At 61.5% G+C, this 17,598-nt stretch carries 19 protein-coding genes; 10 read left to right on the top strand and 9 right to left on the bottom strand.

Annotation, left to right across the window (positions count from 1 at the left end; genetic code table 11):
- Positions 1–142: 142 nt before the first annotated feature.
- The 5 genes from NPS46_RS02355 (at position 143) to NPS46_RS02335 (ending at position 5,035) form a co-directional block, all read left to right on the top strand.
- Entirely contained in the window at positions 143–1,264 is a 1,122-nt protein-coding gene (locus NPS46_RS02355) for a beta-ketoacyl-ACP synthase III (protein WP_274104778.1), read from the top strand.
- A 94-nt stretch (positions 1,265–1,358) separates the two neighbouring features.
- Positions 1,359–1,967, top strand: coding sequence for an RNA polymerase sigma factor (locus tag NPS46_RS02350; protein WP_274104777.1), 609 nt, complete (start codon positions 1,359–1,361; stop codon positions 1,965–1,967).
- Positions 1,961–2,206: an anti-sigma factor family protein gene (locus NPS46_RS02345; protein ID WP_274104776.1), complete on the top strand. Its 246-nt coding sequence runs from the start codon at positions 1,961–1,963 to the stop codon at positions 2,204–2,206. Before NPS46_RS02350 ends, NPS46_RS02345 begins: the two co-directional genes overlap by 7 nt.
- Positions 2,207–2,425: 219 nt before the next feature.
- On the top strand, positions 2,426–3,760 hold the full coding sequence (locus tag NPS46_RS02340; protein WP_274104775.1) for an OprO/OprP family phosphate-selective porin: 1,335 nt from the start codon (positions 2,426–2,428) through the stop codon (positions 3,758–3,760).
- Between the two features lie 150 nt (positions 3,761–3,910).
- Positions 3,911–5,035 carry a GNAT family N-acetyltransferase gene (locus tag NPS46_RS02335; protein ID WP_274104774.1) on the top strand — a complete coding sequence of 375 codons (1,125 nt, stop codon included), beginning with the start codon at positions 3,911–3,913 and terminating at the stop codon, positions 5,033–5,035.
- A 21-nt stretch (positions 5,036–5,056) separates the two neighbouring features.
- On the opposite strand, the gene aqpZ is transcribed toward NPS46_RS02335, so the two are convergent.
- From aqpZ to NPS46_RS02310, 5 genes are all read right to left on the bottom strand, one after another.
- Complete coding sequence (gene aqpZ / locus NPS46_RS02330; RefSeq protein WP_274104773.1) at positions 5,057–5,755, bottom strand: aquaporin Z; 699 nt, start codon at positions 5,753–5,755, stop codon at positions 5,057–5,059.
- 205 nt (positions 5,756–5,960) lie between these two features.
- A complete protein-coding gene (locus tag NPS46_RS02325; protein ID WP_274104772.1) occupies positions 5,961–7,793 on the bottom strand; it encodes an ABC transporter ATP-binding protein in 1,833 nt (610 codons plus the stop codon).
- A 79-nt stretch (positions 7,794–7,872) separates the two neighbouring features.
- On the bottom strand, positions 7,873–8,445 hold the full coding sequence (locus tag NPS46_RS02320) for a peptidylprolyl isomerase (protein WP_274104771.1): 573 nt from the start codon (positions 8,443–8,445) through the stop codon (positions 7,873–7,875).
- Between the two features lie 3 nt (positions 8,446–8,448).
- The gene (locus NPS46_RS02315) at positions 8,449–9,252 is read right to left on the bottom strand and encodes an alpha/beta fold hydrolase (RefSeq protein WP_274104770.1); all 804 of its coding nucleotides are present in this window, start codon (positions 9,250–9,252) and stop codon (positions 8,449–8,451) included.
- A 13-nt stretch (positions 9,253–9,265) separates the two neighbouring features.
- On the bottom strand, positions 9,266–10,189 hold the full coding sequence (locus tag NPS46_RS02310; RefSeq protein ID WP_274104769.1) for a LysR family transcriptional regulator: 924 nt from the start codon (positions 10,187–10,189) through the stop codon (positions 9,266–9,268).
- Between the two features lie 48 nt (positions 10,190–10,237).
- Here NPS46_RS02310 and NPS46_RS02305 point away from each other — a divergent pair, with 48 nt between their 5' ends.
- From NPS46_RS02305 to NPS46_RS02295, 3 genes are all read left to right on the top strand, one after another.
- Complete coding sequence (locus NPS46_RS02305; protein ID WP_274104768.1) at positions 10,238–10,552, top strand: 3-phosphoglycerate kinase; 315 nt, start codon at positions 10,238–10,240, stop codon at positions 10,550–10,552.
- A 145-nt stretch (positions 10,553–10,697) separates the two neighbouring features.
- The gene (locus NPS46_RS02300; RefSeq protein WP_274104767.1) at positions 10,698–11,297 is read left to right on the top strand and encodes an FMN-dependent NADH-azoreductase; all 600 of its coding nucleotides are present in this window, start codon (positions 10,698–10,700) and stop codon (positions 11,295–11,297) included.
- 171 nt (positions 11,298–11,468) lie between these two features.
- Entirely contained in the window at positions 11,469–12,338 is an 870-nt protein-coding gene (locus tag NPS46_RS02295; RefSeq protein ID WP_274104766.1) for a carboxylate/amino acid/amine transporter, read from the top strand.
- 25 nt (positions 12,339–12,363) lie between these two features.
- Here NPS46_RS02295 and NPS46_RS02290 read toward each other — a convergent pair whose 3' ends face one another.
- Complete coding sequence (locus tag NPS46_RS02290; protein WP_274104765.1) at positions 12,364–13,644, bottom strand: mechanosensitive ion channel family protein; 1,281 nt, start codon at positions 13,642–13,644, stop codon at positions 12,364–12,366.
- Between the two features lie 191 nt (positions 13,645–13,835).
- Between NPS46_RS02290 and NPS46_RS02285 the strand changes: the two genes are divergently transcribed.
- Positions 13,836–15,182 carry a DEAD/DEAH box helicase gene (locus NPS46_RS02285; protein ID WP_274104764.1) on the top strand — a complete coding sequence of 449 codons (1,347 nt, stop codon included), beginning with the start codon at positions 13,836–13,838 and terminating at the stop codon, positions 15,180–15,182.
- 57 nt (positions 15,183–15,239) lie between these two features.
- Here NPS46_RS02285 and NPS46_RS02280 read toward each other — a convergent pair whose 3' ends face one another.
- Entirely contained in the window at positions 15,240–15,515 is a 276-nt protein-coding gene (locus NPS46_RS02280; RefSeq protein WP_274104763.1) for a hypothetical protein, read from the bottom strand.
- A gap of 205 nt (positions 15,516–15,720) precedes the next feature.
- Here NPS46_RS02280 and NPS46_RS02275 point away from each other — a divergent pair, with 205 nt between their 5' ends.
- On the top strand, positions 15,721–16,113 hold the full coding sequence (locus NPS46_RS02275) for a transcriptional regulator (protein WP_274104762.1): 393 nt from the start codon (positions 15,721–15,723) through the stop codon (positions 16,111–16,113).
- Between the two features lie 16 nt (positions 16,114–16,129).
- Here the strand turns inward: NPS46_RS02275 and NPS46_RS02270 are convergent, their stop codons facing one another.
- Together NPS46_RS02270 and NPS46_RS02265 are read right to left on the bottom strand one after the other, a co-directional pair.
- On the bottom strand, positions 16,130–16,999 hold the full coding sequence (locus tag NPS46_RS02270; protein WP_274104761.1) for a DUF6279 family lipoprotein: 870 nt from the start codon (positions 16,997–16,999) through the stop codon (positions 16,130–16,132).
- A gap of 158 nt (positions 17,000–17,157) precedes the next feature.
- The gene (locus NPS46_RS02265) at positions 17,158–17,346 is read right to left on the bottom strand and encodes a hypothetical protein (RefSeq protein ID WP_176987101.1); all 189 of its coding nucleotides are present in this window, start codon (positions 17,344–17,346) and stop codon (positions 17,158–17,160) included.
- Positions 17,347–17,598 lie beyond the last annotated feature (252 nt).

Below are 17,598 nucleotides of genomic sequence, written 5' to 3'. Positions count from 1 at the left end.
AAGCCGTCGCACCGGGCACTTGCCAGGCCGGAACCGGCATACACACGATTGAGGTGTTGTTCCATTTGCCAGGGATAACATCTTTTACGTATTGGTACTGATGTGCCAATACCACCTGTCTGAACACGATAGAGGAACGACCGTGCATAACGTCGTCATCAGCGGCACCGGCCTGTATACCCCGGCCAACAGCATCTCCAACGAAGAGCTGGTGCAGTCCTTCAATACCTATGTGCATCAGTTCAATGCCGACAACGCCGAGGCGATCGAGCGCGGCGAAGTCCAGGCCCTGACCGAATCCAGCGCGGCGTTTATCGAGAAAGCCTCCGGGATCAAGAGCCGCTTCGTGATGGACAAGGACGGCATTCTTGACCCGCAACGCATGAAGCCACGCCTGCCCGAGCGCTCTAACGACGAGTGGTCGATCCTTTGCCAGATGGCCGTCGGTGCCGCTGAACAGGCCCTGGCCCGTGCGGGCAAGACCGCCGCGGATATCGACGGCGTGATCGTCGCCTGCTCCAACCTGCAACGGGCCTACCCGGCCATTGCCATCGAAGTCCAGGAAGCCCTGGGCATCCAGGGCTTTGGCTTTGACATGAACGTTGCCTGTTCCTCGGCGACCTTTGGTATCCAGGCCGCGAGCAACAGCGTACAGCTGGGCCAGGCCCGGGCGATCCTGATGGTCAACCCGGAAATCTGCACCGCGCACCTGAATTTCCGCGATCGCGACAGCCACTTTATTTTTGGTGATGCGGCGACCGCCGTGGTGATCGAGCGCGCTGACCTGGCGACCTCGGCCCATCAATTCGAGGTGGTCAGCACCAAACTGCTGACTAAATTCTCCAACAACATCCGCAATAACTTCGGCTTCCTCAACCGCACGGCAGACGAGGGCAGCGACTCGCCGGACAAACTGTTCGTGCAGGAAGGCCGCAAGGTGTTCCGCGATGTCTGCCCGATGGTGGCCGAACTGATCGGCACTCACCTGGATGAAAACCAGCTGAACGTCGCAGAAGTCAAACGCTTCTGGCTGCACCAGGCCAACCTGAGCATGAACCACCTGATCGTCAAGAAACTGCTGGGTCGCGAGGCTTCGGAAGTGGAAGCCCCGGTCATTCTCGACACCTACGCCAACACCAGTTCGGCCGGTTCGGTCATTGCCTTCCACAAATACCAGGACGATCTGCCGGCCGGCGCGCTGGCGGTGCTCAGCTCGTTCGGAGCCGGTTACTCGATCGGTAGCGTGATCCTGCGCAAGCGTTGATTGCGACGGTGCCTGCACGCCATGTTGCTAGCGTTCGCCTGGGTGTTCGGCGCATGGCTTGTCATGCGCTGCCCTTCAGGAATCGGAGGTAGGCATGGCCACTGACGACCCACTGTTGCTGCAACGGCTATTGGCTGGAGAGCAGCGGGCCTTCAAGGAGCTGGTCAGCACCTATCAGGGGGCGATGCGGGCCGTGGCCTATGCCATCGTTGGCAATCGTCACGCCGATGAAGTGGTACAGGACGCCTGGCTGGCCGTGGTACGCAATCTGGCGGGCTTCGAGGGGCGTTCCAGCCTCAAGACCTGGCTGCTGACCATCACGGCCAATGCGGCGAAGAATCGCTACAAGCAGAATCGCCGTGAAGTCCTGCTCGATGACCTGCCTTCGCCCCACGGGACGATCGGCGAGCAGCGCTTTTCCAGCGACGGGCACTGGCTGCTCGCACCCTATGCCTGGCATGAAGACACCCCCGAAGCCCTGCTCAGTGAAGAAGAACTGCGTGAGTGCCTGGAGAGCACGTTGCTCAGCCTGTCGCAATTGCAGTGCAGCGTGTTGTTGCTGCGCGAGCGTCAGGGGTTGGAGCTGGAGGAGATCTGTAATCTTCTCGGCCTGTCGCTCTCCAATGTGCGGGTGCTGTTACACCGGGGGCGGCTGAAGGTCTTTGCGACCATCGAGCATTTTGAGGAAACCGGTAAATGTTGACCTGTAAGGAGCAAGTGGCACGTTCCAGCGACTTCCTCGATGGCCAGTTGAGCTTTCGCGAGCGCTTGCTGGTGCGCCATCACTTGATGTTCTGCCCGAATTGCCGCCGCTTTATCCGCCAGATGCGCCTGGTGCAGGCGACGCTGCGCGCACTGCCTGAAGCCCCCGTACCGGAGCTCGATGAACTGGCGCAACGCCTGGCCGCCGCGCAACGTGACAGTCGCAGCGAAAAGCCTTAGTCCGAGCCTTTTGCGATAATGACTTTCCAGCGCCGCAACGGCTCTGGAGTGGGCATTTTGCCTTATTTCAATTCGAAGTAAAAAGTTCCACTGTCATAAAATCTTTATATAACAGCAACTCCTCTGAAATAACCCGCCGCCAAGATTCCCTCCCAACACAAGCGGGCCAGACCCGCGTGTTTTCAAGCTAAAGACCACCACTTTTAGGGGAACTCTTCGATGATCCGTAAGCACTTCGCCGGTTTTGCGGCCAGCGCCCTGGCCCTGGCAGTTACCGCCCAGGCTTTCGCTGGCACCGTCACCACTGACGGCGCCGATATCGTAGTCAAGACCAAGGGCGGCCTTGAGGTTGCCACCACCGACTCGGCATTCAGCTTCAAGCTGGGCGGTCGTCTGCAAGCCGACTACGGTCGTTTTGACGGGTTCTACACCAAGAATGGTGATACCGGTGATGGCGCTTACTTCCGCCGCGCCTATCTGGAACTGGGCGGCACGCTCTACAAGGATTTCAAATACCAGATCGCCTACGATTTCTCGCACAACTCCGGCTCCTCCGATGATGGCTACTTCGACGAAGCGTCGATGTCCTACGTCGGCTTCAAGCCAGTCGTGATTCGCGTGGGTCGCTTCGACCAGGACTTCGGTCTGGAAAAGGCCACCAGCTCCAAGTGGATCACCGGGATCGAGCGTAACGCCGCCTACGAGCTGGCCGACTGGGCCAACTCCCATGAAAACGGCATGGGCATCCAGCTCAGCTCGGTCGTGGCCGACATGGCTTACCTGTCCACCAGCATCGCGTCCAAGGACATGAATGACACGGACGGTGACAGCGTCAAGCAGTTCAACGCCCGTGCGGTCTTCGCCCCGCTGCATGAAGCCGGCAACGTGCTGCATATCGGTGTCGACTTCGCCCGCCGCGATTTGAGCGACGCGGCCTTCGACTCGCGTATCCGTCCACGTCTGGGGGCTCGCGGTATTGCCACCAACGGTGGTAACGATGCGGGCACCAACGGTAACCGTGCGACCTTCGGTGGCGGTATCGGCCTGAACGCCAGCAACGTGACCGCTGCCGGCGCTTACGACAACGACTCGGTCTACGGTGTCGAACTGGCTTATGCCATCGGCCCGTTCTCGGCCCAGGCCGAATACCTGAACCGCAAGATGAAAGCGGACAGCAACGCTTACCAGGATGTCAAAGCCAGCGGTTACTACGGTCAACTGGCCTACACCCTGACCGGCGAGTCCCGCGGCTACAAACTCGATGGCGCCAAGTTCGACAGCATCAAGCCTGAGAACAAGCAGTTGGGTGCGTGGGAAGTGTTCTATCGCTACGACAACATCAAGGTGGATGACGAGAACGTCGTCACCAGCACCGCCACCCGCGAAGTGGGCGATGCCAAGGCCAACCTGAACACCATCGGTGTTAACTGGTACGCCAACGAGTCGGTAAAAGTGGCCCTGAACTACATGAAGGTCAAAACCGACAAGATCACCAACGCCAACAACGACGACAGTGGCGACGCCATTGTGGCCCGCGTGCAATACGTGTTCTAAGCAAGGCTGACACCGCAATAGGGCTTTTTTCCATCCGTTAAAGCTCCTCTGGTTATTTCGACCCCGCCTCGGCGGGGTTTTTTTATGCCTGGACCCAGGCGGATGGGCGATACTCGCCAGGCGTGTTGATCATGATTGTCGGGGAATGCAATGCCGCTACAACGTCTGCAAAGCCTGTCCGAAGTGGCCGCCGAGCAATGGGATGCCCTGCTGCCTGACCGTCAGCCATTTTTGCGCCATGCCTTTCTCTCCACGCTGGAGGACAGCGCCAGCCTGGGTCCGCACTCCGGCTGGCGCCCGGAGCATCTGTTGCATATCGAGAACGGTCGTGTGCGCGCGGCTTTGCCGAGCTATCGCAAGTGGCATTCCTATGGTGAATACGTGTTTGACCATGGCTGGGCCGATGCCTGCGCGCGGGCCGGTATCGACTATTACCCCAAGCTGCTCAGCGCGGTGCCGTTCAGCCCAGTGACCGGCCCACGTCTGCTCGCGGCGAATATTGAAGACGGTCTTGAATTGCTGGCGGCTTTGCCGGGCTACCTGGAAGTCGAAGGGCTGAGCAGCGCCCATATCAACTTTACCGAGGCGCCGCTCGATAAGGCCTTGGCGGGGCAGCCCGGTTGGCTGGAGCGCCTGGGTTGCCAGTATCACTGGCGGAATCGCCAGTACCGCGACTTCCAGGATTTTCTCGACGCACTCAGTTCGCGCAAGCGCAAACAGATGCGCAAGGAGCGTGAGCAGGTCGCGGGGCAGGGGATCGAGTTCCAGTGGCTCGAAGGGGCACAGGTCAGCGAAGCGCAATGGGACTTTATCTACGCTTGCTACGCCAATACCTATGCCGTCCGCCGGCAGACACCGTACCTGACCCGGGCGTTTTTCAGCCTGCTGGCCGAGCGCATGCCCGAGGCGATTCGCGTGGTGCTGGCCATGCAGGGCGCGCGGCCGGTGGCCATGGCGTTCAGCCTGGTGGCCGGGGACAGTCTGTATGGCCGTTACTGGGGCTGCCTGGCGGAGTTTGATCGCCTGCATTTCGAGACGTGTTTCTATCAGGGGATGGACTTTGCCATCGCCCAGGGGCTGCAACGCTTCGATGCCGGCGCTCAGGGCGAACACAAGCTGATTCGCGGTTTCGAACCGGTGATCACCCATTCCTGGCACTACCTGCGCCACCCGGGCCTCAAGGCGGCGGTCAGCGCTTTTCTCGACGAGGAGCGCGTGGGCGTACTGGCCTATGCCGAGGACGCGCAGACCGCCCTGCCGTATCGGCAGGGCTGAGTCCGGCGCCCCGGCGTTGACTCAACGGCCTTCCTTGCCCAACCAGCGATAGACCACGCCGCCCATCACGGCGCCAAGCAGCGGTGCCAGCCAGAACAGCCAGAGTTGCTGCAGTGCCCAGCCGCCGACGATCAGCGCCGGGCCGGTACTGCGCGCGGGGTTGACCGAGGTGTTGGTCACGGGGATCGAGATCAGGTGGATCAAGGTCAGCGCCAGGCCGATGGCAATCGGTGCGAAGCCGGCCGGGGCACGTTTATCGGTGGCCCCGAGGATGATCAGCACGAACATGGCGGTCATCACCAGTTCGCAGACAAAGCCCGCTGCCATCGAGTAGCCGCCCGGAGAGTGCTCGCCATAGCCGTTGGACGCCAGCCCGCTGGCCAGTTCGAAGCCGGGTTTGCCACTGGCGATAAAGTACAGCAGCGCTGCCGCAATCACCCCGCCGAGCACCTGGGCAATGATATAGGCCGGCAGTTCCTTGGCAGGGAAGCGCCCGCCCACCACCAGGCCAACGGACACTGCCGGGTTGAGGTGGCAGCCGCTGATATGGCCGATGGCGAACGCCATGGTCAGGACCGTCAGGCCGAAGGCCAGGGCCACACCCAGCAGGCCGATACCGACATTGGGAAAGGCCGCTGCGAGCACGGCGCTGCCACAACCGCCGAGCACCAACCAGAAAGTACCCAGCAACTCGGTTGCCGAACGTTTGAGAAGAGTCACGAAAGCCGTCCTTGATAGAGGCATCTATCGAGAGGGTGGATCAGCAGGGTGTCCAGGGATTTACGGCAGGATCGCTCCGGATCCTTGCCTCAGTACAGCAGATTCATGGCGCAATGCCAGAGAGGAGCAAGCCCCCGGGATTCGGGGGCTTTGCCGGCGGTTCGAGGGCTTGCGAGCGCGCTCGCTACAGCCGGGCGTGGCGGGGTTAGTCGATGCCGACAAAGCCGCCGGTCTGGTGTTGCCACAGGCGTGCGTAAAGACCGCCCCGGGCCAGCAGTTGGGCATGGGTGCCGGTCTCGGCGATCCGGCCCTTCTCCAGCACCACCAGGCGATCCATGCGGGCAATGGTGGACAGGCGGTGGGCGATGGCGATCACGGTCTTGCCTTGCATCAGGGTTTCCAGGCTTTCCTGGATCGCGGCCTCGACTTCGGAGTCCAACGCGGAAGTGGCTTCGTCCATGATCAGGATCGGCGCGTCCTTGAGCAGCACCCGGGCAATGGCAATGCGCTGGCGTTGGCCGCCGGACAGCTTGACCCCGCGTTCGCCCACATGGGCATCGAAGCCGGTACGTCCCTCGGCATCCGACAGCAGTGGGATAAATTCGTCGGCGCGGGCCTTGCGCACGGCTTCCCAGAGTTGCGCATCGGTAGCGTCGGGCTTGCCGTAGAGCAGGTTGTCGCGGATCGAACGGTGCAGCAGCGAGGTGTCCTGGGTGATCATGCCGATATTGGCGCGCAGGCTTTCCTGGGCCACGTCGGCGATATTCTGGCCGTCGATCAGGATGCGCCCGCCCTGGACGTCATAGAGGCGCAGCAACAGGTTGACCAGGGTCGACTTGCCCGCGCCGGACGGGCCGATCAGGCCGATCTTTTCGCCTGGGGCAATCACCAGGTCCAGGCCGCCGATCACGCCGCTGTGCTTGCCGTAATGGAAGTCCACCTGCTCGAAGCGTACCTCGCCACGCGTTACGCGCAGGGGCTGGGCGCCTTCGCGGTCGGTGACCTGGATCGGTCGGGCAATGCTTTGCAGGCCGTCCTGGACCATGCCGATGTTCTCGAAGATGCCGTTGACCACCCACATGATCCAGCCGGACATGTTGACGATGCGGATCACCAGGCCAGTGGCCAGGGCAATCGCGCCGACCGAGATCAGCGACTGGGTCCAGAGCCACAGGGCCAGGCCGGTGGTGGTGACGATCAGTACGCCATTGAGGCTGGTGATCACCACGTCCATGCTGGTGACCACACGGCCGGCCAGTTGGGCCTTTTCGGTCTGTTCGTCGATGGCCTCGCGGGCGTACTGCTGTTCGTACTGGGTGTGGGCAAAGAGTTTCAGGGTGGTGATATTGGTGTAGCCGTCGACGATGCGTCCCATCAGCTTGGAGCGAGCATCGGAGGCCACCACCGAACGCTCCTTCACCCGGGGCACGAAGTAGCGCAGGGCGCCGATGTACAGAACGATCCAGGTCAGCAGCGGGATCATCAGGCGCCAGTCGGCTTCGGCAAACAGCACCAGGGAGCTGATCGCGTAGATCAGCACGTGCCAGAGTGCATCCACCGCCTGCACGGCTGAGTCACGCAGGGAGTTACCCGTCTGCATGATGCGTTGGGCGATGCGCCCGGCGAAGTCGTTCTGGAAGAAATTCAGGCTCTGCTTGAGCACGTAACTGTGGTTTTGCCAGCGAATCAGGCTGGTCATGCCTGGGCTGAGCGTCTGGTGCACCAGCAGGTCATGCAGGCCGAAGAAAATCGGCCGCAAGACCAGCGCCACCACCACCATCCACAACAATTCGGCGCCGTGGATGCTGAAGAAATCGGTATTGGGTGTGCCTTGGGCGAGGTCGATAATCCGGCTCAAGTAACTGAACAGCGCCACTTCGATCAGTGCGGCGATCAGCCCCACCACCAGCAGGGCGGCAAAGCAGGGCCAGACCTGGCGCAGGTAGTAGAGATAGAAGGGCAGGACCTTGTTGGGGGGAGCCTTGCTGGGCGCGTCGCGGAAGATATCGATCAGTTTTTCAAAGCGACGGTACAGCATGGGGCGAAACTCTCCTGGCGTGACCTACAGGGTGCCGGGGCTGCGCGACGGTGAGCCACCGTCGCGCAGCGGCTCGGGCTTAATCGAGGCGCTTGGCCGACTTGATCAACACCGGGTCGATGGGCACGTTCTGCATGCCCTGGCGGGTGGTGGTCTGGGAATTGACGATCTGATCGACCACGTCCATGCCGTTCACTACCTTGGCAAATACCGCGTAGCCGAAGTCACGGCCGCCGTGGTCGAGGAAGGCGTTGTCATTGACGTTGATAAAGAACTGGGTGGTCGCCGAGTTGACGTCCGACGTACGGGCCATGGACAGGGTGCCGCGCACATTCTTCAGGCCGTTGTCGGCTTCGTTCTTGATCGGGTCCTTGGTCGGTTTTTGCACCATCTGCGGGGTGAAACCGCCGCCCTGGACCATAAAGCCCGGGATGACCCGGTGGAAAATGGTGTTGGTGTAGAAGCCGCTGTCGACATAGGCCAGGAAGTTTTGGCTGCTGATCGGCGCCTTGACGGTGTCCAGTTCGATTTCGATCTTGCCGAAGCTGGTGTCCAGTACGACGTGGGGCTGCTTGGCCGGGGCCGGGGTGGCGGCCATCAGTTGGCTGGCGAACAGGATGGAGCCGGCAAAGAGGGCGATTTTTTTCAGCATGGTTCAGTGATCCTGGGAAGTGGTTTCAACTGCGTTGATGAAATCGAGCAGGGTGTCGTTGAACACCTGCGGTTGGTCCAGCGGTGTAGCGTGACGCGAGTCGGCGATAACCACCAGCCGCGCATCGGGGATTAATCCGACATAGGCCTGCTTCAGCGCGACTGGGGTGTAGTCGTGGTCGGCGCTGACGATCAGGGTTGGACAGGTGATCCGTGAAAGTCGTTCCTGCACGCCCCAGCCAACGATGGCATCGAAGCTGGCGAGATAAGCACGTTTGTCGTTCTTTGCCCAGCGCTCGGCGATCTTGCGACGCAGGTCGGCCTGTTGCGGCTGGGGGAACAGCAGGCCTCCCAGCGCCAGGCCCACACGGTGCATGCTAAACAGGCGCGCCAGGCTCCAGCGCTTGGCCCATTGCAGCACATCCGTCGGGGTGCGGACCTTGACCTGGGGCGCGCTGTTGACGATGCACAGGCTCTTGAGCAGTTGCGGGTGATCCACGCCGAGCTGAAAGGCGATCATGCCGCCCATGGACAGCCCGACCAGATGAATGCGCTCAAGCGCCAGGTGCTCGATCAGGGCCAGCAGGTCGGCGCTGAACCCGGCAATGCTGTAGCGCTCGTGCGGTTTGTCCGAGCGCCCGTGGCCGCGCACATCCATCAGGATCACCCGATAGTGGCGCGACAGCGCGGGGACCTGCATCTCCCAGTCCAGGCAACTGGAGCCCAGGCCGTGGAGCAGTACCAGGGGCGAACCCTGGCCGTATTCCTCGTAGTGCAGGGTGCAACCGTCGTGCTCGAAATAGGCCATGCGTGACCTCCTGTCAGGCTTGTTCGGGGGCCGCGAACGGTGCGTCCAGCGGCGCGGTGTCGAAGGTGCGCAGCAATTCGATCAGAATCTGCGTGGCCGGGCCAAGGGGTTTGTCCTTGTTCGAGTAGAGATAGAACTGCGGGTTGCGGCTGCCGCCCTGATCCAGGGGCAGGGGCTTGAGCAGCCCTTCGCGCAGTTCCCGCTCGATCAGGTGGCGGGGCAGCCAGGCAAAGCCCAGGCCGCTGCAGACAAAGGTCGCGGCGGTGGCCAGGGAACCGACCGTCCAGCGCTGCTCGGCGCCCAACCAGCCGACATCGCGCGGTTGCTGGCGGCCGGAGTCGCGGATCACCACCTGCAACTGGCTTTGCAGGTCTTGGAAATTCAGTTCGCGTTGCAGGCGGTGCAGGGCATGTTCCGGGTGGGCGACGGCGACAAACTCCACCGAACTCATTTCCGCACCGAGAAACCCGGGAATGCTGAAGCCGCTGATAGCCAGGTCGGCGACGCCTTCGAGCAGGACTTCCTCGACGCCGGACAGGACCTCTTCGCGCAGGCGCACCCGGCAGCCACGGCTTTGCGGCATAAAGGCGGTCAGGGCGCGAACCAGCCGGGCGCTGGGGTAGGCGGCGTCGACGACCAGCCGCACCTCGGCCTCCCAGCCCTGTTCCATATGGTGGGCCAGGTCTTCCAGCTGGCTGGCCTGCTTGACCAGTTGGCGCGAGCGCCGGAGCAGCACGCCACCGGCATCGGTCAGCACGGCCTTGCGCCCGTCGATGCGCAGCAGGGGGACGCCGAGTTGGTCCTGCATGCGCGCCACGGTGTAGCTCACCGAGGACTGGGAGCGATGCAGCGCTTCGGCGGCCTGGGCGAAACCGCCATGGTCGACCACGGCCTGCAGGGTTCGCCACTGATCGAGGGTAACGCGGGGCGCTTTCAAGTTGGGTTCCTCTTGTCCTAAGCTGGCGCCCCCACTGGAGAGCGCCGAATGAAAAAAATAACCTGTGCGTTACTGGCCCTGCTGCCGTTGACGGCCTTTGCCTACCCCATCGCTGTCGAGAAGGAGCTTAACGGGCTCTCGATCGACTACACCACCTTTGCCACCGACTACGATATCGGCGCCATTACCCTCAACAACTATGGCAATGTCGCGGCCGACTGCACCGTGGTGTTTCGCAACGGCCCGGAGTCACCGCGGACCCGGCGTATCGTGGTCGGGGCCAAGCAAAGCAGCGACCTGTCGGCCAAGTTCAACCGCAAGATCATCAAGCTGCGCATCGGCCTGACCTGCAAGGCCAAGTAACGCTGCGCTGAAGCATGGTCCATTGTGCTGTTATGAACAAGTTTACTGATGGGTTATAGCAGTTATTTGCGCTTTTTTATCGATATGGTCCTGGCTAACCTTCGCTCCATCGTTTTGCAGCATTTACCGATGGAGGCTTTAGCCCATGTCCCGCGTCCTGATTATCGAAAGCAGCGCCCGTCAGCAAGGTTCGGTCTCGCGCCAGTTGACCGAGCAGTTCATCAGCCAGTGGCAGGCGGCGCACCCGGCGGACCAGATCCAGGTACGCGACCTGGCCCGTGACCCGGTGCCCCATCTGGATGCCGACCTGCTCGGTGGCTGGATGAAACCTGTCGAGCAGCGCAGCGCCATCGAGCAGGTCGCACTGGAGCGTTCCAACCAGTTGACCGATGAGCTGCTGGCCGCCGATGTGCTGGTCATGGCGGCGCCGATGTACAACTTCGCGATTCCCAGCACGCTCAAGTCCTGGCTGGACCATGTGCTGCGTGCCGGCTTGACCTTCAAGTACACCGAAACCGGCCCCCAAGGGTTGCTGACCGGCAAGCGCGCCTATGTACTGACCGCCCGTGGCGGTATTCATACCGGTAGCCACAGCGACCACCAGGAACCCTACCTGCGCCAGGTCATGGCCTTTATCGGCATTCACGATGTGGCGTTTATCCATGCCGAAGGCCTCAACCTGGGCGGCGACTTTATGGAGAAAGGCCTGAACCAGGCCAAGGCGCGCCTGGCCCAGGTCGCCTGAGACGGATTTATCGCAACCAGGGTTCGCGCATCGAACTTCCCTTTGTACTGAGCCTATTTCAGTGCACATCCCCCGGCCCGGCGTAATCGCCCGGCCGGTTTTTTTTGCCCGTCACGTTCACGTCATCGGGGAAAACCGCTAAGGTCGCCGCCATTCGAAAGCGAGGCGAGCATGGGCTATCTACTTTTTGTCACGCTGATTCAGGCGTTTTCCTTCAACCTGATCGGTGAATACCTGGCCGGTCATGTCGACAGCTATTTCGCGGTGCTGGTCCGGGTGGTGCTGGCCGGGCTGGTGTTCATTCCGCTGACGCGCTGGCGTCGGGTCGAGCCGGGCTTTATGCGGGGCATGCTCCTGATCGGCGCGTTGCAGTTCGGTATTACCTACGTCTGCCTGTACCTGAGTTTTCGCGTGCTGAGCGTGCCGGAAGTGCTGCTGTTCACCATCCTCACGCCGCTGCACGTGACCCTGATCGAGGACGCCTTGAACCGGCGTTTCAATCCCTGGGCGCTGGTGGCTGCACTGGTGGCGGTGCTGGGGGCGGCCGTGATTCGTTACGACCGCATCAGCGCGGATTTCTTCCTGGGTTTCCTGCTGCTGCAACTGGCCAACTTCACCTACGCGGCGGGTCAGGTGTTGTATCGCCATCTGGTGCGACGCTATCCGAGCGATCTGCCGCATTATCGGCGTTTCGGCTATTTCTACCTGGGGGCGCTGGCGGTGGTGCTACCGGCATTCCTGCTGTTTGGTAAAAGCAACTTTCTGCCGGATGCACCTGTGCAGTGGGCGGTATTGCTGTTTCTGGGGTTGGTCTCGACGGCGTTGGGGCTGTACTGGTGGAACAAGGGCGCCTGCCTGGTCAGTGGCGCGACCCTGGCGGTGATGAACAACTTGCACGTACCGGTGGGGTTGTTGATGAGCCTGCTGATCTGGAACCTGAACGAGGACCTGGGGCGCCTGTGCCTGGGCGGCCTGGTGATTCTCGGGTCATTGTGGATCAGCCGGCTGGGCGACCAGCGGCCGGCGCATTTGACGCCGTAACCGCTGTCGCCGCGCAGCGACGTCTCTACAGAGAAGGCGTCGACGGTTGCGGTTGGCTCGCCAGTAAGCCGGCGCGCAGGTCACTGCCGCTGGGTTGCTGGTAAAGGCCCAGGCCGAATTCCGGCAACACCGCCAGCAGGTAGTCGAAGATATCGCCCTGGATACGCTCGTACTCGCCCCAGGCGGTGGTGCGGGTAAAACAGTAGATTTCCAGTGGTACGCCCTGGGGCGTGGCCGGCATCTGGCGGACCATGCAGGTCATGTTCGGCTGGATCTCGGCGTGGCTTTTCAGATAGGCCAGGGCATAGGCGCGAAAAGTCCCTAGGTTGGTCATGCGCCGGCGGTTGGCCGACAACTCAGCGACATTGCCCTGGGCCTCATTCCAGCTCTTGAGTTCGGCCTGTTTGCGGGTGATGTAATCGGTCAGCAGGCGTACCTGGGCCAGGCGCTGTTCTTCGTCATCATGCAGGAAGCGCACGCCGGTGGCGTCGATAAACAGACTGCGCTTGATCCGCCGACCGCCGGCCTGCTGCATGCCGCGCCAGTTCTTGAACGACTCGGACATCAGGCGCCAGGTGGGGATCGAGACAATGGTCTTGTCGAAATTCTGCACCTTGACGGTGTGCAGGGTCATGTCCACCACATCGCCGTCGGCGCCGACCTGGGGCATTTCGATCCAGTCGCCGACGCGCAGCATATCGTTGCTGGTCAACTGCACGCTGGCGACAAAGGACAGCAGGGTGTCCTTGTAGACCAACAGGATCACCGCCGACATGGCGCCCAGGCCGGACAGCAGCAACAGCGGCGAGCGGTCGATCAGGGTGGCGACAATGATGATTGCGCCAAAGATGTACAGCACCATCTTCGCCAGTTGCACGTAGCCTTTGATCGAGCGGGTCTTGGCGTGTTCGGTGCGCGCGTAGATATCCAGCAGGGCATTGAGCAGGGCGCTGATCGCCAGCAGCTGGAACATGATGGTGAACGCCAGCGCCACATTGCCGAGGAAATGCTGGCTGGCGGTACTGAGTTCCGGCACCAGGCGCAGGCCGAACTGGATGACCAGCGAGGGGGTCATTTGCGCCAGGCGATGGAACACCTTGTTGTGGCGCAGGTCGTTGACCCAGTGCAGCGCCGGCTGGCGTCCGAGCAGTTTGGCGGCATGAACGAAGGCGTAGCGAGCAATGCGCCCGACGAGCAGGGCAATGGCCAGCAGGACAATCAGGCCGATACCGGCGTAGACGCGCGGATGTTGATCGAGGTTGCCCCAGAGTTCCTGGGTCGAGAGCCAGAGCTGTTGAATATCCATGGGTAAAAAGGTTCTTGTGCGGCAAATGAACGGACAATTAGAGCATCCCTGGCCGCGCAAGGGGGCATATTGGCCAGAATCCGCCGGAAAAAACCTTCTATTGCAGCCGTTCACACAAAGACACTCGGTTTGAGCGCCCGAAACCGTTACCCTATGCAGCTGTTTCTTGGTATTTCTTCGAGGTAGCACCCGTGTTTTCCCAATTCGCCCTGCACGAACGCCTGCTCAAAGCCGTGGCCGAGCTTAAATTTGTCGAGCCCACGCCTGTGCAAGCCGCGGCCATTCCGCTCGCGCTCGAAGGGCGTGACCTGCGGGTGACGGCGCAGACCGGTAGTGGCAAGACTGCCGCTTTCGTGCTGCCCATCCTCAATCGCCTGATTGGCCCGGCGAAAATCCGTGTCAGCATCAAGGCGCTGATCCTGCTGCCGACCCGCGAGCTGGCCCAGCAGACGCTTAAGGAAGTCGAGCGCTTTTCCCAGTTCACCTTTATCAAGTCCGGGTTGATCACCGGCGGTGAAGACTTCAAGGTCCAGGCCGCGATGCTGCGCAAAGTGCCGGATATCCTGATCGGTACGCCGGGTCGTTTGCTGGAGCAACTGAACGCCGGCAACCTCGACCTCAAGGAAGTGGAAGTGCTGGTGCTCGACGAAGCCGACCGCATGCTCGACATGGGGTTCGCCGAAGATGTGCAGCGTCTGGTCGACGAGTGCCCGAACCGTCAGCAGACCATGCTGTTCTCCGCCACCACCGGGGGTTCCGGCCTGCGCGAGATGGTCGCCAAGGTCCTGAACAACCCTGAGCACCTGCAACTCAATAGCGTCAGCCAACTGAACGCCACGACGCGTCAGCAGATCATCACTGCCGACCATAACCAGCACAAAGAGCAGATCGTCAACTGGCTGCTGGCCAATGAGACGTATCAGAAAGCCATTGTGTTCACCAACACCCGGGCCATGGCCGACCGTATCTACGGCCGCCTGGTCGCCCAGGAATACAAAGCGTTCGTGCTGCACGGCGAGAAGGATCAGAAGGATCGCAAACTGGCGATCGACCGCCTCAAGCAGGGCGGCGTGAAGATCCTGGTCGCGACGGATGTGGCGGCGCGAGGCCTGGACGTCGAGGGCCTCGATCTGGTGATCAACTTCGATATGCCGCGCAGTGGCGACGAATACGTGCACCGTATCGGCCGTACCGGCCGTGCGGGTAACGATGGCCTGGCAATCTCGCTGATCTGCCACGGTGACTGGAACCTGATGTCGAGCATCGAGCGTTACCTCAAGCAGAGTTTTGAGCGACGCACCATCAAGGAAGTCAAGGGCACCTACGGCGGACCGAAGAAGGTCAAGGCTTCGGGCAAAGCCGTTGGCGTGAAGAAGAAAAAGACCGACGCCAAGGGCGACAAGAAAAAAACCGCGGCCAAGGCCCCGACCAAGCGCAAGACCGCCAACCGGCCGAAGGCCGAGGTGCCGTCGCTGGTCAGCAAGGATGGCATGGCGCCGCTTAAGCGTCGCAAGCCCGAGGCCCCGGCTGGCGAATAAGCCAACTGGCATCACGCGAAACGCCCGGACTTGTCCGGGCGTTTTGGTATTCGGGGGCTATTGCTCGGCTTTGTCTGCGGCCGTATCCAGCTCTTTCAAGCGTTTGTCGATCAGTTGGCAGTTGTCTGGCTGATCCTGGCTGGCCGTCTGCAGCTTCATCTTCTGCAACTCATCGTTGATTTCCTTGGCCTTGTGCGGGTTCTGCTCAGTGATTTTGGCGATCTCCCGAGCCAGTTGGTCACGCTTGGCCGAGGCTTCTTCCGGGGTGCAGGCCAGCGCAGGCAGGGCACCGAGCAAGCAGGCGGCGAGGGTGATATGCGTCAGTGTTCTCATGGTCGGGCCTCCGGGAGCCGTAACGGGCGCCGTGAAGTCGGCGTATGCGGTTGAGGTATTTGGCGGTGGAAAAGTTCAACCAAATCCCCTGGGTTGCGCCGGCAATACCGTCAGTCCGCTTTGACTGAACGGTGGTCACGGGCCTGTGTCATTACTGCTGAAGGTTTCTTTTCAGCACGTCACCAAGGCCGGGAGGCTGAGCACAATGACCACCTATAACTGGGAGTTGATCGAACGACTGCTCCACGAAGTGCAGAACGGCGCCGACCACAGTTTCGCGCCACGCGCCTACGCCGAAGAACACGCCACTGCCCAGGCCGCGAAGGGCGAGGCGGTCGGCAATCTGGATGAGCTCAAGGCGCTGGCGGCGGATTACGAAGCTTTGCTGCTCAAGCGTGGCTTTATCGAAAGCCGGCCGGAGGAGGAGGGCGGTAATGGCGAGAACTTTCGCCTGACGCCACGGGGCTCCAGCCTGTTGTGCCTGCTCGATAGCAGTATCCCAGGTAACAACCACCCGCTTGAGGTACTCGATGCCCAGGTCGACGCCCTTGACCCGCACGTGTTCGATGACCTCGCCTCGAAAGCGCAGATTGCCTGAGGGCCGGTCGACGGGTTCAGGGTTGGCGAGCGGCTTGCAGGCATTTGAGCTCGCTGAAGTCCTGGCGGGTCTGGGCGATTTTCTTGACCAGCCGCTGGCGCTGGCCCGCCGAGCTTTCGGCCAGCAGGTCGACCAGCAGGCTGCGGGTGGCTTGCTCGGTACGTAGGAACGCCTGGCGGTACTCCTCGGTCCACAGGCTTTCCCGGTCGACGATCAAGGTGTTCAGCCGTTGAGGAAAGTCGGGCTGCTGCCTTTGTGCCAGCGCTGCACTAAAGAGTGCCTGCCAGCGGGCACGGTTGCCGATCCATTCGCGGTTCTGTTCCCCCAGTTCGGCTGACCAGGCGCTGACCCGTTGGCGTTGGCCGGCCGTCAGCGGCCCGAGCCAGGTGCTCAGGCGTTTGTTCATGCGCTTTGCCCGTTCGTCGACTTGCTCGGCCAGGGGCGGTTGTACGTATTCGGCCTGGCGCTGGCGCAGGTCCTTGGCGAGGGCGCGGTTCAGCTGTGCGACTTGCTGGTTATCCAGCCCCTGCAGCAGTTCGGTGGCTGGCGGGGTGATCTGGCGGGCGATGTCGGCGATGGCCTGGCGGGCCTCCTGGGTGCGTTGCCAGAGATTGGCATCGTTGACCTCGCGGGTTTCGACCATCAGTTGGAGACGGTCGAGCCAGTCCAGGTAGCCAGGGAGCTGGGTGGTGCAATGCCAGTCGAGTTGGGATTGGAGGCGGTCGTTAAACCAGCCTTTCTGTTCGCGGTCCATTTGCAGGTAATCGCTGAGTGTCCAGGGGATGATCACATCGAGATTGCGATAGGCCAGGCCCATGCGGCTGCAGGCGCCCAGTAGCAGGCTCAGGCTGAGCAGCAGGCAGAGGGTTTTGAATGTGCGATACATGGGCGGGTCCTTGCACGAACGTGTCCTGTAGAACCCAGGATGCGCCCGGCAGTTCAGCCGCTCAAGAGCAGAAGAGGGGGAGCCGATGACGGGGGAGGCGGCAGTCCTGGCGCTCCGAGGGTTGGAGCGCTTAGGGACCGGGCTTGTTGCGAGGGGTGTTACTTCTTGCCGAGGGTGATCTGCTTGGACGGGCCGAATGTCTGGCCGCTGACGCCCTTGGCAATTTGCTGGATTTCACCACCGGACTTCAGGAACGCGGCGATTTGTTCATTGATCGAATCGCTGGTTTCGACGGCTGGAGCTGGCTTTGCTTTGCTGTTGGATGCTTTTACGCGCATGGCGGCCATTAACCTGTAGAAATTAACTTGGCCAGGCATATTACATGAAATGCTTGACAATTGCTTGGTAAATATCTTCCTGATTAATTTAGTCCTGGGCGATGGTGCCAGATATAGGCCAAGTTCAACGCGCCAATAGGCGGCTAACTCGCTGTTTTAACTGGGAAGAACCGAGCAGGTAGACGGCGGTGAACGCGTCGGGTGCGGTCTGCTACCCTTCCAGTGACCCGACGGGCGGCCCGACCTTGCTCTGCAAGCCTT

The sequence above is a fragment of the Pseudomonas putida genome (assembly GCF_028682395.1).
GTDB classification, from domain to species: Bacteria; Pseudomonadota; Gammaproteobacteria; order Pseudomonadales; family Pseudomonadaceae; genus Aquipseudomonas; species Aquipseudomonas putida_AB.
This window is presented reverse-complemented; position numbering and strand designations above follow the sequence as displayed.